Origin of the sequence: Saccharothrix coeruleofusca (genome assembly GCF_017876325.1) — a bacterium.
In the GTDB taxonomy this organism is placed as follows: Bacteria; Actinomycetota; Actinomycetes; order Mycobacteriales; family Pseudonocardiaceae; genus Actinosynnema; species Actinosynnema coeruleofuscum.
The window spans coordinates 3655294-3668768 of record NZ_JAGINV010000001.1 but is presented as its reverse complement, the minus strand read 5'-3'; the positions used below and the strand labels follow the sequence as shown (position 1 = coordinate 3668768).

Annotated in this window: 14 protein-coding genes and 4 tRNA genes; 5 read left to right on the top strand and 13 right to left on the bottom strand. The window is 71.9% G+C overall.

All coding sequences use genetic code 11. The annotated features are described in order from the left end of the window. Positions 1–29: 29 nt before the first annotated feature. Both JOF41_RS16560 and JOF41_RS16555 read right to left on the bottom strand, forming a co-directional pair. Positions 30–941 carry an SGNH/GDSL hydrolase family protein gene (locus tag JOF41_RS16560; RefSeq protein WP_209620027.1) on the bottom strand — a complete coding sequence of 304 codons (912 nt, stop codon included), beginning with the start codon at positions 939–941 and terminating at the stop codon, positions 30–32. A 139-nt stretch (positions 942–1080) separates the two neighbouring features. Beyond that, positions 1081–1575 (bottom strand): DinB family protein, encoded by a 495-nt coding sequence (locus JOF41_RS16555; protein WP_209620024.1) that lies wholly within the window; start codon positions 1573–1575, stop codon positions 1081–1083. A gap of 321 nt (positions 1576–1896) precedes the next feature. Here JOF41_RS16555 and JOF41_RS16550 point away from each other — a divergent pair. The 4 genes from JOF41_RS16550 to JOF41_RS16535 all read left to right on the top strand — a co-directional run bounded on the left by JOF41_RS16550 (position 1897) and on the right by JOF41_RS16535 (position 2308). Further along, positions 1897–1965 (top strand) — tRNA-Trp (locus JOF41_RS16550). A gap of 54 nt (positions 1966–2019) precedes the next feature. Beyond that, positions 2020–2093: transfer RNA gene (locus JOF41_RS16545), tRNA-Leu, on the top strand. Between the two features lie 5 nt (positions 2094–2098). Then, positions 2099–2171 (top strand) — tRNA-Leu (locus JOF41_RS16540). 63 nt (positions 2172–2234) lie between these two features. Continuing rightward, positions 2235–2308: transfer RNA gene (locus JOF41_RS16535), tRNA-Cys, on the top strand. A gap of 94 nt (positions 2309–2402) precedes the next feature. On the opposite strand, the gene JOF41_RS16530 is transcribed toward JOF41_RS16535, so the two are convergent. The 5 genes from JOF41_RS16530 to JOF41_RS16510 form a co-directional block, all read right to left on the bottom strand. Further along, positions 2403–3197 carry a nuclear transport factor 2 family protein gene (locus tag JOF41_RS16530; RefSeq protein WP_307867436.1) on the bottom strand — a complete coding sequence of 265 codons (795 nt, stop codon included), beginning with the start codon at positions 3195–3197 and terminating at the stop codon, positions 2403–2405. Then, positions 3194–3541 (bottom strand): VOC family protein, encoded by a 348-nt coding sequence (locus JOF41_RS16525; RefSeq protein ID WP_209620021.1) that lies wholly within the window; start codon positions 3539–3541, stop codon positions 3194–3196. Before JOF41_RS16525 ends, JOF41_RS16530 begins: the two co-directional genes overlap by 4 nt. Positions 3542–3545: 4 nt before the next feature. Next, positions 3546–3956 (bottom strand): hypothetical protein, encoded by a 411-nt coding sequence (locus JOF41_RS16520; protein WP_307867435.1) that lies wholly within the window; start codon positions 3954–3956, stop codon positions 3546–3548. 12 nt (positions 3957–3968) lie between these two features. Next, positions 3969–4589, bottom strand: coding sequence for a hypothetical protein (locus JOF41_RS16515; protein ID WP_209620019.1), 621 nt, complete (start codon positions 4587–4589; stop codon positions 3969–3971). Between the two features lie 300 nt (positions 4590–4889). After that, positions 4890–6386, bottom strand: a complete 1497-nt coding sequence (locus tag JOF41_RS16510; protein WP_209620017.1) for an LVIVD repeat-containing protein — start codon at positions 6384–6386, stop codon at positions 4890–4892. 147 nt (positions 6387–6533) lie between these two features. Here JOF41_RS16510 and JOF41_RS16505 point away from each other — a divergent pair, with 147 nt between their 5' ends. Beyond that, the gene (locus JOF41_RS16505; protein ID WP_189225218.1) at positions 6534–7169 is read left to right on the top strand and encodes a DUF305 domain-containing protein; all 636 of its coding nucleotides are present in this window, start codon (positions 6534–6536) and stop codon (positions 7167–7169) included. Here the strand turns inward: JOF41_RS16505 and JOF41_RS16500 are convergent. The 6 genes from JOF41_RS16500 to JOF41_RS16475 form a co-directional block, all read right to left on the bottom strand. Continuing rightward, complete coding sequence (locus tag JOF41_RS16500; RefSeq protein ID WP_189225219.1) at positions 7156–7731, bottom strand: DUF3558 family protein; 576 nt, start codon at positions 7729–7731, stop codon at positions 7156–7158. The two genes, JOF41_RS16505 and JOF41_RS16500, sit on opposite strands and share 14 nt — an antisense overlap. Positions 7732–8210: 479 nt before the next feature. Next, a complete protein-coding gene (locus JOF41_RS16495; RefSeq protein ID WP_209620014.1) occupies positions 8211–8858 on the bottom strand; it encodes a hypothetical protein in 648 nt (215 codons plus the stop codon). 48 nt (positions 8859–8906) lie between these two features. Further along, a complete protein-coding gene (locus tag JOF41_RS16490) occupies positions 8907–9389 on the bottom strand; it encodes a nucleoside deaminase (RefSeq protein ID WP_189225221.1) in 483 nt (160 codons plus the stop codon). A 17-nt stretch (positions 9390–9406) separates the two neighbouring features. Then, positions 9407–11644 carry a xanthine dehydrogenase family protein molybdopterin-binding subunit gene (locus JOF41_RS16485; protein ID WP_307867434.1) on the bottom strand — a complete coding sequence of 746 codons (2238 nt, stop codon included), beginning with the start codon at positions 11642–11644 and terminating at the stop codon, positions 9407–9409. Further along, the gene (locus JOF41_RS16480) at positions 11641–13017 is read right to left on the bottom strand and encodes an 8-oxoguanine deaminase (protein WP_209620011.1); all 1377 of its coding nucleotides are present in this window, start codon (positions 13015–13017) and stop codon (positions 11641–11643) included. The genes JOF41_RS16485 and JOF41_RS16480 overlap by 4 nt, the downstream gene beginning before the upstream one ends. Beyond that, positions 13014–13475, bottom strand: a complete 462-nt coding sequence (locus JOF41_RS16475; RefSeq protein WP_189225223.1) for a (2Fe-2S)-binding protein — start codon at positions 13473–13475, stop codon at positions 13014–13016. The genes JOF41_RS16480 and JOF41_RS16475 overlap by 4 nt, the downstream gene beginning before the upstream one ends.

The window sequence follows — 13475 nt, the reverse complement described above, 5'->3', positions numbered from 1 at the left end:
TGGTGGGTCGCTTGAGCCGAAAGGGTGAATCAGCGGTCGGCGGCCAGCACCGCGTCGGCGATCACCCGGTGTCCCTCCGGGGTGGGGTGCACGTCGGTGAGACGGCAGAAGTAGGTCAGCGAGCACACCCGCGCCACCGGCGCGGGGATCGGGCCGTAGGTCGGGTCCTGGGCCACCTCGGTCAGCGGCCCGTAGCCGCCGGTAACCTCGGTGATGTCGACGAACTTCGCCCCGACCTTCTCGTACTCGGCCCTGAGCGCGGCGTTGAAGAAGTCCCGGAACAGGGTCACCGACAGCCGGGCGAGGTCCTGGCCGTTGCCGAACGCGGGGGACACCCACGCCCCGAGGAACACGTCCGGATAGGTCAACCCCACGATCGGCGCGTCGCCCGCGGCGTCGCGCAGGACGGGCAGCATCGCGGCCAGGTTGGCCCGGACCTCGGTCACGGCCCGTGACGCGCACGCCAGCGCGTCCGACGCCCGCGCGCACGGCGCCAGGTCGTTGCCGCCGATCACCACGGTCACCAGGCCGATCCGCCCCCGGTGCTCGCGCAGCACCCGCACGGCCGCGTCGAGCTGGGTGAGGCCCTGCGGGTCCGGTGCGCCGGTGGCGCGGTTTCCGGGTGCGCACCCGGCTTCACCGCGCATCTGCGCGGAGGTGGCGCCGCTGCACGCCAGGTTGATCAACCGCAGGTCCGACTGGTCGGCCACGAGGTGGGCGAAGCCGTCCGGCGAGGAACCCGCCCCCGAGCCGGCCTCCGCCGGTCGGTAACCGGTCGCGTAGGAATCACCCAGCGACACGTACACGCGCTCGGCGGGCGGTGCGCTGCTCGTCGTCGGGGCCGATGGGTTGGTCGACGTCGTCCCCGGAGTGCCCGCAGGTCCGGCCGTGCACGCCGCGAGCACCGTCAGCAGTGCCGCCACCAGTGCGGATCTTCCCACTCCCGGCACGTCGACCCCTCCCGTTCGGAATACGACCGGGTTCCCAGCCTACCGGGCGGCAAACCTCCATCCACAGTGGACCGTGCTGGCAGTGCCGGTCGGCGGAGGATGTCCGGTCCTGCGGGGCGGCCGGCCACCGCTACCGGTCCAGGACCTGCTCGCGCAGGATGTCCGCGTGCCCGCAGTGCTGGGCGAGCTCGCGCAGCACGTGCAGGTAGACCCAGCGCAGGGGGAGCGGTCCGCGCCGGTTGCCGTGCAGGACGTCGTCCAGCGCCAGGGAAGACGTCGTCAGGCGGGAGGCTTGGCACGCTTCGCGGTGCGCGCGCCGCACGGCGGCGATGGTGTCGTCGTCGGTGAGCACGAACGACTCGTCCGGCGTGGCGGGGATGCCGATCTCGGCGCGCGAGCGGCAGGTGACGGCTTCGTCGAACCAGACCCGCTCCACGAAGGTCGCGTGCTTGACCAGGCCCAGCAGGGTGGTGCGCGACGGCACTAGCGAGCGGCGGGCCTGCTCCTCGGTCAACCCGTCCAGGCAGTCGCCCAGCGCGCGGCGGTGCTCGTCGAGGAACGCCTCGAACTGCGCGCGCAGGGGTCGGTCGAAGACGTCTTGGCTGGACGGCGCCGAAGAGGACATGCGCGCAGCGTCGCAGGAGCGTGTGCGCGGATCAACCCGCGAAAGCGGATTTCGGCTTCCCGTGTGAAAAAGATTGTGCCCGCGATCCCGCGTGGTGCATCCTTGTGGCACATCGGGAAACGGGAGTCGGGAGCAGGTCATGGCGGACATGTGGCGACGAGGTGCGCAGTGCCTCCGCGCGTGCCTCTGCCCGTGGCTGTGCGGCCTGCCGCTGAACCGCGCGGTCTCCCCGCCGTGACCTGAACCAGGTCGGACCGGCAGGAGGCCGCCCATCGGGAAACCGATCCGGGCGGCTTCTCCTTTTCCCGGTCATTTCACCGAGGTGGCGCGCTTCGGAAGCGGAACGGTCTCCAAAACCGTTTCCCGAGGGTTCGACTCCTTCCGCCACTGCTCGACGCCGCCCGTTTCCGCACGGGCGTCGGTGTGCTCGTCGACAACTTCGGAGCGGTTCTAGCCCAACCGGCAGAGGCGTCTGGTTGAGGACCAGTCCAGTCGGGGTTCGAGTCCCCGGAACCGCACTCCGGCCCCCGTAGCCCAACGGCAGAGGCACCGCGTTCAGGACGCGGCCAGTCCAGGTTCGAATCCTGGTGGGGGCACGCGGCGCGTTCGGCACCGGCGGAGGACGCCGGTGTCGGGCGTAAGCGCCGAAGCACGACTCCGGCCCACGTCACGACGGTCGTGAGGCGGCCTGCAAAGCCGTCCGTTCAGGGTTCGACTCCCTGGTGGGTCTCCACACCCGTTCCGGCGAAGCGTCCGATGTGGACTGCTGGGAAGCGCTGGCGCGCCTCATTGTGGTCGGGAGCCCTGCTACCCGGAGTTCCGCCGCGTCAAGCGATCTCGGCGCTGCCTTCACGGTAGATCTTCGCCGATGCTATGCGTCCGTCGCGCAGCTGGTAGAAGCCCGCGATGGAGAAGGTCAGCCGCTCACCGCCTGCGCTCAGCTCCTCGGTCAGCTGACAGGCGGCGCGGTCGCCCACGACGAGCAGGTTGTCGACCACCAGGCTCGGCAGCAGTCCCGCCATGGCGTTCCCGAACAACTCGGCCAGTTCGGCACGTCCCCGCGCCACGCTGGTTCCGGTGATCCACACCGCGTCGTCGGTGAAGCCCGCCAGCAGACCTTCGAGGTCGCGGGAGTTGAACGCGTCCACGTGCTCGCGGATCACCTCGGCCGCCCCCGGTCGCGGTGGGGTCGGAGGCGGGTGCTCCCGGCGACGCCGGGCGGCCTCCGCGCGGACCCGCTTGGTCCTGCCCGTGGTGGCGAGCAGTTCCAGCAGGTCCGGGGAGACCGCTTCGGCCGAGATCTTGCGCTGCAGCCAGTCCGACGCGCTCCGCAGGCGTTCCTCCTCCGGTACCACGCCCTTGCGCACCTCGTCGAACAGGCACCACTCGTCGAGGCAGCGGAGGAGGAAAGCGCGACCGGACAGCAGCGGGCGCACGGTGCTCGCCCAGGACGCGAAGTCCACTCCGGTCGCGGCGATTCGCCCGATGTGGGCGGCCACCGCCGACTCCGCCATGGCGGAGTCGGCATCCGCGAGCACCGCGGCGATGACGTCGCGATCGGCGAACGGGACCGCGGCGGCCAGGACGCGCTGGTGCGCCTCGTAGCGCGCGTGCTCGTTCACCGGCCCGCCGTGTTCACCACGCAGAACAGGTTGCCCTCCGGGTCCGCCAGCACCACGAAGTCGGCACCGGGCGGGTAGTCCCACGCAACGCGCCTGGCCCCCAGCGAGATGAGCCGCTCGACCTCCGACCGCTGCTCCGCGTCGCCGGTCACGTGCAGGTCGAGGTGCGTCCGGTCGGTTTCGTCCAGCGCGATGGCCTGGCCGTTCCCCTCCTCGGGCACGAGGACGGGCGTCTCGTCGCCGACCACGCCGTCGTGGACCTTGTAGCCGAGCGCCTCGGTCCAGAACTTCGTGGCCCGGCGGGCGTTCCCGACGTTCAGGACTACGGTTCCGATGCGCACCATGGCGTCATTGTGCGGCAAGTGGACCGGACCGCGCGATGATGGCGGGCAAGGCGCGCGCGAAGCTGGCGAGGCTCTTGTACGGCTCGCCGGACAGCACTTGGTCCGCGACGCCGAACGGGAAGCCGACGATGCCGCTGATGGCCACGGCGTACGCGCCCTGCGCCCGTTCGTGCGCGATCCACTGCCCGCCGTACGCCTCGACCGCCACCTGCCCGGTGTAGGCGCCGACCAGTTCCCACCACAGGTCGAACCGCTCACCTCGCAACGGCTCGTCGGCCGACAGCTCGGCGCACACCTCGTCGAGCAGGGCGAGGCTGTCGACGGTCCGGTCCAGCTGTCTGCCGAACTGCGCGTCGACCAGCTCCACGCACTGGTTGGCGAGGCGGAGCATGTCGAAGTCCGGGGTGGTGTCCACGGGATGAGTGTGTCATCGGGCGGCAACGGCTTTTCGTCTCCGCGACGACCCGGCGATCCTGCGGGCCACCGGGTAGCAGACCACGAGCAGCAAGGACATCAGCGGGATGGACTGCCCGAGCAGGAACTCGCCCAGCGCGTAGTCGGCGAACGGCACGGCCAGGCACGCGGCGAACGCCCACGGGGGCGCGGTGGGCAGTCTGCCCGCCGAGGCCCACGGCGTGCGCCCACCCGGCTTGGCCACCGACAACCACACCTGGCAGGCCAGCGCGGAGGCCATCAGCAGTGCGCCGACGCGGGTCAGCGCGGCGGATCCGTCCGGGTGCAGGTTCGGGCTGAGCACGAAGATCCCGACGTAGAGCTGGATCAGCGTGATCCCGAACTTCAGCAGCACCCACCAGTGGCGGAAGTAGCCCCACGGCGTCAGGCCGGACAGCATCAGACCGGTGAAGGCCGCGGTCGTCGCGGCGAACTGGAGCACCTCGACGTCCAGCAGGTGCGCGATCTCGAACGCGTGCCGCCGTTGCTCGCCAACGGCTGCCGAGGCGTAGCCGACGACCGCGAACAGGGCCAGCGCCATGCACATCCACGTCGTGGAGCTGACCACGTGGGTCCACACCAAGAGCTTTCGCATCCGTCCCCCCCAACATGTAGGTGTACTACACATAGTACGCCTACATGTTACGTACATGGACTTGCAAGGAGTGCTCCCCGGTCGATTCGGCATACTTGCGGCGGCGCGGAACGGGAGAAGCGGGCTGCGGCCGGGAATGTCCGGCACGGCGAAGCCTTTGGCCATGTCCGACGAGTACACGTAGCTGTTGTAGTAGTAAGCCGACCCGAGCTCGCGTTCTTGCTCTCGGACAGCGGCAGGGAACGCGAAGAGGCCCGCCGCGGGCATCGCGGCGGGCCTCCTCCTGCGTTCGGCGGATCGCTACCGGAACAGCTCCCGGTAGTGGCCCTGGGTCTGCACGTTCAGCTCGCCGACCCGCACCAGCTTCGCCGTGGCCACCCGCGGATCGCGGATGTCCAGCACGTCGAAGCCCTTGGCCATGTCCGACGAGTACACGTATCCGTTGTAGTAGTAGGCCGACCACGAGCCGCCGCCCGCGCCATTGGGCAGCGGGCCGCGCTCGAAGAACCCGATCTCCCTGGGCCTGGACGAGTCGGTGAAGTCCCACACCGAGATACCGCCCTGGTACCACGCCTGGACCATGATGTCCTTGCCCTGCACCGGGATCAGCGACCCGTTGTGCGCCACGCAGTTCTCCGTCTCACCCTGGTGGCGGGGGATCTTGAAGTAGCTGCGGAACACCAGCTTCCGGTCGTCGCCGCGACCGGTGATGTCGTAGATGCCGTTCGCGCCCCGGTTCGGGCCGATCGCCGCGTTGCAGGTCGCCGCGCCGCCGCCGCCCAGCTCGTCGGTGAAGACGACCTTGGTGCCGGTGTTGTTGAACGTCGCCGAGTGCCAGAACGCGAAGTTCACGTCGTCCTGGACCCGGTGGATCTCCCTCGGCCGCTCCCGGTCGGAGATGTCCCACAGCACGCCGTCGCCCATGCAGGCGCCCGCCGCCAGGTCCTTGGACGGGTAGACGGTGATGTCGTGGCAGCCGGAGGTGGCCCGCACGTAGCCGCTCTCGATCGTGCCCTCGCGTCCGGGGTTGCCGCCGTCGGGGAAGACCACGCGCTCGTCGAGCAGCGAGGCCGCCGCCGGGTTGCGCAGCGGCACCTTCACGATGGAGATCAGGTCGTGCGGCGGCTTGCAGTCCGGGAACGCCGCGTCCGGTCCGTACGAGGAGACGTACAGGTAGACGTCGCGGCCCCGCTTGTCCGGCACCATGGTGTGGGTGTGCGAACCGCACTTGGTCTCGACCGCGGCGACGTAGCGCGGGTTGCGCTTGTCGCTGATGTCGAAGACCTTGATGCCCTCCCACGCGTCCTTGTTGGACGCGGGCAGCGATGTGCTGGAGCAGGAGCTGTCGCTGCGCGAGGAGTCGGTGGACAGGAAGAGCAGGTTGTCCTTGACCGAGATGTCGTTCTGCGAGCCGGGGCACAGCACCGAGCTGACGATCTTGGGCTGGTGCGGGTTGCGGATGTCGTAGATGACGAATCCGTTGTAGTTGCCGTCGAAGGCGTAGCCGTCCTGGAAGGCCAGGTCGGTGTAGGTGGACGAGGTGTTGTCGAACGGCGCCTGCTTGGGCAGGTTCGCCAGGTGCTTGATGTTGCGGCTGTTGCGGATCTCGTCGACGCCGGGAATTCCGGCGCCCTGCTGCTCCGCGCTCTCCAGCTGCGCTTCGGACAGACCAGCGAGGTCGTCGTCGGGCGCGGCGGTGGCCTGAGGACCCCACGCCACGGCCGACAAGGCCAACGCGAACGCCCCCACGGCCGCCGCGGTCGCCCGCCGACGGCTCGTGTCGCGATTGTTCTCCACAGGTTCCCCTTCCGACCTGGTGCAGGGAAGGGCAGTATTACCCTTTTGCAAGGCTAAGTACCAGACCCGAACGACCGGTTTTCAGTGGTTCTCACCGGGCGCGATGGCAGGTACCTTGGCGGCCGGGTGGCAGTGGAGGGGGCGAGGATGCGGATCGGGTTGGCGGCGGCGGTGCTGGTCGCGGTGGGCTCGGTGGCCGGGTGCACCGGTGGGGCCGCCCAGGACAGCGCCCCGATCATCGCGCCCCAGGGGCCGGGGGAGCAGGCCCAGACCCTGTCCCCGGACGACATCGGCACCGAGCGCTGGACCGCGCCCAGCGAGGCCGACCTGGCCTACGTGGCCAAGATGATCCGCCACCACGAGCAGGCGCTGGAGATGACCGCGCTGGCCCCCGACCGGGCCCAGCACGAGGCCGTGCGGGGGCTGGCCGCGCGCATCCACGACACCCAGGGCCCCGAGGCGCGGGCCATGGAGTCCTGGCGCGATCAGTTCGCCGCGCAAGCGCCCGCGCACGGCCACTCCGGCGGGCTGCCGCACGTGGACCACGCCTCGATGCCCGGCATGGCCACCCCCGAGCAGCTGGCCGCGCTGCGCGCGGCGGGCGGCGCGGACTTCGACCGGCTGTTCCTCCAGCTGATGATCGCCCACCACGAGGGTGCGATGCGGATGGCCGTGGAGGTGCTGACCACCGGCTCGGACGTGCGGGTGGAGGAGATGGCCACCGACGTGCTGGCCACCCAGACCGACGAGGTGGAGCGGATGAAGGCGATCAGGATCCCGTAGCGCGCAAGGTCTCCACCATGGCCGCCAGCGCGTCCACGCCCAGTTCGCAGGAGTCGACGGGGCGATCGCCCACCGTGGCGTGCGCCGCCTCGGTGGCCGAGACGAACACCGACACCACGCAGCTGCCGCTGTCGCTGCGCGAGGACACGCCGGGATAGCCCGCCACGTCCACGTCGCGGTACTCGTTGACCCGGGGCACGTTGCCGTCCGCGGCGTCCTGCCAGTCGCGGTACATCTCGTCCGGGGTGATCCCCGAACCCAGCGTGACCGACACCTGCGTGCCGTCGCCCGCCTCCAGGTAGCAGATCATCGCCGCGGACCCACCCGCGGGCGTCAAGTCCAGCCGTGCCAGCCGGTCCGCGCCGATCGCGTCGCAGGGCTGGGTGTAGTAGCGCTCCATGGCCGCGCCCAGGGAGGGCTGGTTCGGCGCGCCGCGCTGGGCGCTGGGTGGACCCCCGGTCGCGCCACCGGTGGTCCACAGCAGTAACACCGCCCCGGCGGCGAGCACCGCTGCCGCGATCAACGCGAACACCGGCCAGCGTCGGCGAGCGTTCCTGACCATCCTTGGCCCCTCCAGGGGAATCGGCTCCGGGCAGGATAGGGGCGCCACCCGGTGGCACGACCTGTTCCGGAGGACGGAGCTTCGGTCAACCGATCGGTTGAACCGGGGTTGACCGGGGTCAGCCGGTGGCCACGGCGCGGGAATCCGGCAGCCCCTCGCCGACGGTGGTGTGCGCGGCATCGGTGGGAAGAGGTGGACGGAGGCGACGCGGCCCCGCCGTCCTTGTGGGACGAGACGGCAGGGTAGCGGTTCAGATCGACGTCCCGGTAGTCGTGCGCCGATGAATTTCCATCCCGCGCGGCTTCGGCCCGGTCGCGGCGCGTCCCGTCGGACGCGCGGGAGGGACCGGTGATCAACGACACCCGCACCTCGGGCACGCCTGCGAGTACCACCCGGAGTGCGAGCGCGGGCCGTTGACCGCTACCCGTTGCTCCGAACGTCCCATCCGCGGTGTCCGAACGCGCGGTTCGTGCGGCGGGTCAGGCGGACAGGCGCGGCACGACGGCGCGGCCCGCGGTCTCCAGCACCTTGGCCGCGGTGGTGTCGGCGCCGAAGTAGGTGAACGACACCATCAGGTCGGCCTTGCTCAGCACGAGCTGGCAGGCCGACTCCAGGCCGTTGCGGGCGCAGTAGGAGAACTGCGCGTCCGCGCCCAACTGGGGCAGGGACAGCTCCCCGGCGATGGTGTAGCTCGTGCCGCCGTACTCGAACGTGCCGCACTCCAGCGCCTTGCGGCTCAGCTCGACGGTTTCCGCGGCGGCGGCCACGCGCCAGTAGGAGACGCTGTACTGGTGCAGGTAGAAGCCGGACCGGTCGATCCAGTCGGCGGCCATCCGGGTCGCCGACATCGCGCCGTCGGTGGACAGCTCCCCTGGGCACAGCACGACCGTGTAGTTCTTCTGCTCGCCGCTTGAGTTGCGGGTGTAGCCCAGCGGTGCCAGCACGTCGTCGGGCAGTTGGGCCTGACGCAGCCGAGGCTCGATCAGCGCGGGGTCGGGCCGGGCCGCGGTGGTGGTCGTGGTCGTGGTGGGCGTCGCGCTGGACGACGTTGCGGTGGTCGATGCCACTGGTGCGGCCGAACAGCCTGCCAGCACCAGCAGGGCGAGGAAAGTCCCCCCGTGTCTCATGAGGGGGAACGCTAGCGCAGGGGTTCGCCCCGAAGATCACCCCCGGCGTCAGTAGTCGACGCGATCGGTGCGGGACAGCCACGCGGCGAAGGGCGCGGCGTCGTCATCGGTGGTGATCCGCTCCACCGCCAGGTTCCACGTCTCGCGCGGCCTGCCGAACAAATCGTGGAACTCCCGGTCGTCGAAGCCCGCCGCGGCGGCGTCGTGCCGGTCCGCGGCGTAGACGATCCGGTCCACCCGCGCCCACAGCGCCGCCGCCAGGCACAGCGGGCACGGCTCGCAGGAGGACACCAGGACGCAGCCGGTCAGCCGGAACCGGCCCAGCGCCCGGCAGGCCGCGCGGATGGCCACCACCTCGGCGTGCGCGGTCGGGTCCAGCGTCGCGGTGACGCGGTTGGTGCCCTCGCCGACGACCTCGCCGTCGCGGACCACGACCGCGCCGAAGGGGCCGCCGCCTTCGGTCACGCTGCGGGTGGCCAGCTCGATGGCCGTGCGCAGCCAGGAGTGCTCGGCGGTGGTGGACGTGGTCAAGGACGCGCTCCGGGGGGTCAGGTGCCGGTGATGTGCTCGGGGCGGACCGGCACGCGGGTCAGGGCGAGACCGGTGGCGGCGCGGATCGCCGCCACGATGGCCGGGGTGGAGGATATGGTGGGCGGCTCGCCGACGCCGCGCACGCCGTAGGGCGCGTTCGGGTCGGCCAGTTCCAGCACGTCGACACCCATCGGCGGCATGTCCAGCGTGGTCGGGATCAGGTAGTCGGTGAACGACGGGTTGCGCACCCGGCCGCCGGAGGTGCGGATCTCCTCCATCACCGCCAGGCCCAGGCCCTGCGCGGAACCGCCCTGGATCTGCCCGACCACCGCCTGCGGGTTCAGCGCGCGGCCGACGTCCTGCGCGCAGTCCAGCCGGACCACCTTGACCAGGCCCAGTTCGGTGTCCACGTCCACCACCGCGCGGTGGGCGGCGAAGCCGTACTGCACGTGCGCGTTCCCCTGGCCGGTCACCGGGTCGATCGGCTCGGTCCGGCGGTGGCGGTACTCGGCGGTCCGGTCGACCACCCGGTCGCCCAGCAGCTCCGCCAGGTCGACCTCGGACAGGTCCTCGGTGCCCGCCATGGCGGCCAGTTCGGCGCGGACCGCGGCGCACGCGGCTTTGACCGCGCCACCGGTGACGTAGGTCTGGCGCGAGGCCGAGGTCGATCCGCCGTCGCCGATGGTGGTGTCCATGGGCAGGATCGCCACCCGGCGCACGCCCAGTTCGGTCCGCACGATCTGCTGCACGACCGTGACCAGGCCCTGGCCCACCTCGCACGCCGCGGTGTGCGCCTGCGCCACCGGCTCGCCGTTGACGACCTGCAGGCGCACCCGTGCCGTGGAGTAGTCGTCGTAGCCCTCGGAGAAGCAGATGTTCTTGATCCCCACCGCGTAGCCCACACCGCGCACCACGCCCTCGCCGTGCGTGGTGTTGGCGACGCCGCCGGGCATGTCCCGCAGGTCCAGCGCGCCGCTCGGCGGCGGCAGCGGCTTGTCGCGGACCAGTTCCAGCAGTCGCGCCACGGGCGCGGCCGAGTCGACGAGCTGGCCGGTCGGCATCACCGAGCCCTCCGCCATGGCGTTGCGCAGGCGCAGCTCCACCGGGTGCAGGCCCAGCTCGGCGGCCAGTCTGTCCATTTGGGACTCGTAGGCGAAAGCCGCCTGCACCGCGCCGAACCCGCGCATCGCGCCGCAGGGCGGGTTGTTGGTGTAGAGGCCCCAGGCGTCCACGGTCACGTTGTCGACCTCGTACGGGCCGATGCCCAGTGTCGCGGCGTTGGCCACGACGGCTCCGGTGCTGGAGGCGTACGCGCCGCCGTCGAGGTAGATCTTCGCCTTGACGTACGACAGCTTCCCGGTGCGGTCCGCGCCGTGCTCGTAGTGCAGCACCGCCGGGTGGCGGTGCACGTGCCCGTAGAACGACTCCTCGCGGTTGTAGACCATCTTCACCGGCCTGCCGGTGCGCAGCGCCAGCAGACAGGCGTGGACCTGCATGGACAGGTCTTCGCGCCCGCCGAACGCGCCGCCCACCCCGGACAGCGTCAGCCGCACCTTGTCCTCGGGCATCCCCAGCGCGCGGGCGACCTGCTCCCGGTCCACGTGCAGCCACTGGGTGGCGACGTAGAGGTCCACCCCGCCGTCCTCGGCGGGCACCGCCAGCCCGGACTCCGGCCCCAGGAAAGCCTGGTCCTGCATGCCGACCTCGTAGCGGCCGGTGACCACCACCGCCGCGGTGGCCGCCTGGTCGCCGCGGCGGACCGGCACGTGCCGCAGCAGGTTCCCGCCGGGGTGCAGCGGGGCCGCCCCGGCCGCGGTCTCCACGTCCACCACGGGTTCGAGCACCTCGTAGGCGACCTTGACGCGCCGCATCGCCCGACGCGCGGTCTCGGGGTGGTCAGCGGCCACCAGCGCCACCGGTTCTCCCTGGTAGCGCACGACCCCCTCGGCCAGCACCGGCTGGTCCTTGCGCTCCAGGCCGTAGCGGTTGAGCCCCGGCACGTCCTCGTGCGTGAGCACCGCCCGCACGCCCGGCACCCGGATCGCCTCGGTGAGGTCGACGGAGACGATCCTCGCGTGCGGGTGCGGGCTGCGCAGCGTCGCGCCCCAGACCATGTCCTCGTGCCACAGGTCCGAGGCGTAGGCGAACTCGCCGCGCACCTTGAGGTTGCCGTCGGGGCGCCGGGGGCTGGTGCCGATGCCCCCGGTCACCTCGGAGGTCAGCGCGGAGGTCAGGGCGGTCCGGATCGGGCTCACGTGATCCCCCCTCGTCGTTCGGCGGTGGCCTTCAGGCGGGCGGCGGCGGTGCGCAGCTCGCGCGCCAGCTCGGTCGCGGAGGCGGTGCGCAGCTCCCCGTCGTCGACCACGGTCCGGCCGCCCACCAGCAGCAGCTTGAGCCGCGGGCGGGGACCGAGCACCAGCGCGGCCACCGGGTCGTCGACGCCCGCGTGGTCCAGCCCGTCGAGCCGCCACACCGCCAGGTCGGCCAGCTTTCCCGGCTCGATCGAGCCGATCTCGTCCTGCCGCCCCAGGCACCGCGCGCCGCCCATGGTGGCCAGCCACAGCGCCTGCCGGACGCCCAGCGCCTCGGGACCGCCGCGCTGGCGGGCCTGCAGCAGCGCCTGGTGCAGCTCCTCGACCAGGCCGCCGGACTCGTTGGACGCCGCGCCGTCCACGCCCAGTCCCACCGCGGCCCCCGCGTCGAGCAGCTCGCGCACCGGGGCGATACCTGTGCCCAGTCTGCCGTTGGAGGTGGGGCAGTGCGCGGAGCCGGTCCCGGTGGCGCCCAGGCGCTCGACCTCCTCCGGCGACAGGTGCACGGTGTGCGCCAGCCACACGTCCGCGCCCAGCCAGCCGAGCCGCTCGGCGTACTCGGTGGGCGTGCAGCCGTACTCGGCCCGGCACCGGTGCTGCTCGTCGGTGGTCTCGGCGAGGTGCGTGTGCAGCCGGACGCCCTTGGCGCGGGCCAGCTCCGCCGCGCCGACCATCAGCTCCCGGCTGACCGAGAACGGCGAGCACGGGCCCACGGCCACGCGCACCAGCGCGTCGGGGGAGGGGTCGTGGTGGGTGTCGATCGCCTCCTCCGTCGCCGCCAGCGCGGCGTCGGTCTCCTCCACCAGGTCGTCCGGGGGCAGCCCGCCCCGCGACCGGCCGCGGTCCATCGAGCCGCGCACGGCGTGCAGCCGCAGGCCGATCCGCCGCCCGGCCGAGACCAGCGCCCCGAACTGGTCGCCCCCCTCGCGCGGGAACACGTAGTGGTGGTCGGCGGCGGTGGTGCAGCCGGTGGTGGCGAGCCTGGCCAGCCCGGCCGAGGCCGCGCCGTGGGTGCTCTCCGCGTCCAGCCCCCGCCACACCGGGTACAGCGCGGTCAGCCACTGGAACAGCGGGAGGTCCTGGGCCAAGCCCCTGGTGGCCCACTGGTAGAGGTGGTGGTGGGTGTTGACCAGGCCGGGCGTGACCAGGCAGCCGCTGCCGTCGACCCAGGTGTGCGGTCCGGACGGCCTCGGGGCCTGGCCGGGGCCCACCGCCGCGATCCGGCCGCCCTCGACCACCACGTGGCCGAACGCGAACTCGGTGCCGACGGAGTCCACTGTGGACACGGCGACGCCGTCGATGACGGTGGGCCTCATCGCCTCCGCGCCGCCAATCGCACCGCGTCCAGGATCTTCTCGTACCCGGTGCAGCGGCACAGGTTGCCCGCCAGCGCCTCGCGGATCTCCGGGTCGCTGGGCGCGGCCACCCGGTTGAGCAGGTCGTGCGCGGCGACCACGAGACCGGGGGTGCAGAACCCGCACTGCACCGCCCCCGCCTCCACGAACGCCTCCTGCACGGGGTCCAGCTCGTCGCCCACGGCCAGGCCCTCGACCGTGCGCACCTCGCGCCCGTGCGCCTGCCCGGCCGCCACCAGGCACGCGCACACCGGCACGTCGTCCAGGTACACCGTGCAGGAGCCGCACTCGCCCTGCTCGCAGGCGTTCTTGGCGCCGGGCAGCCCCAGCCGCTCGCGCAGCAGGAAGAGCAGGCTCTCACCCTCCCAGACGTCGTCGGCCCGCCGGGCCTCCCCGTTTACGGTCACGTCCACGCGCAT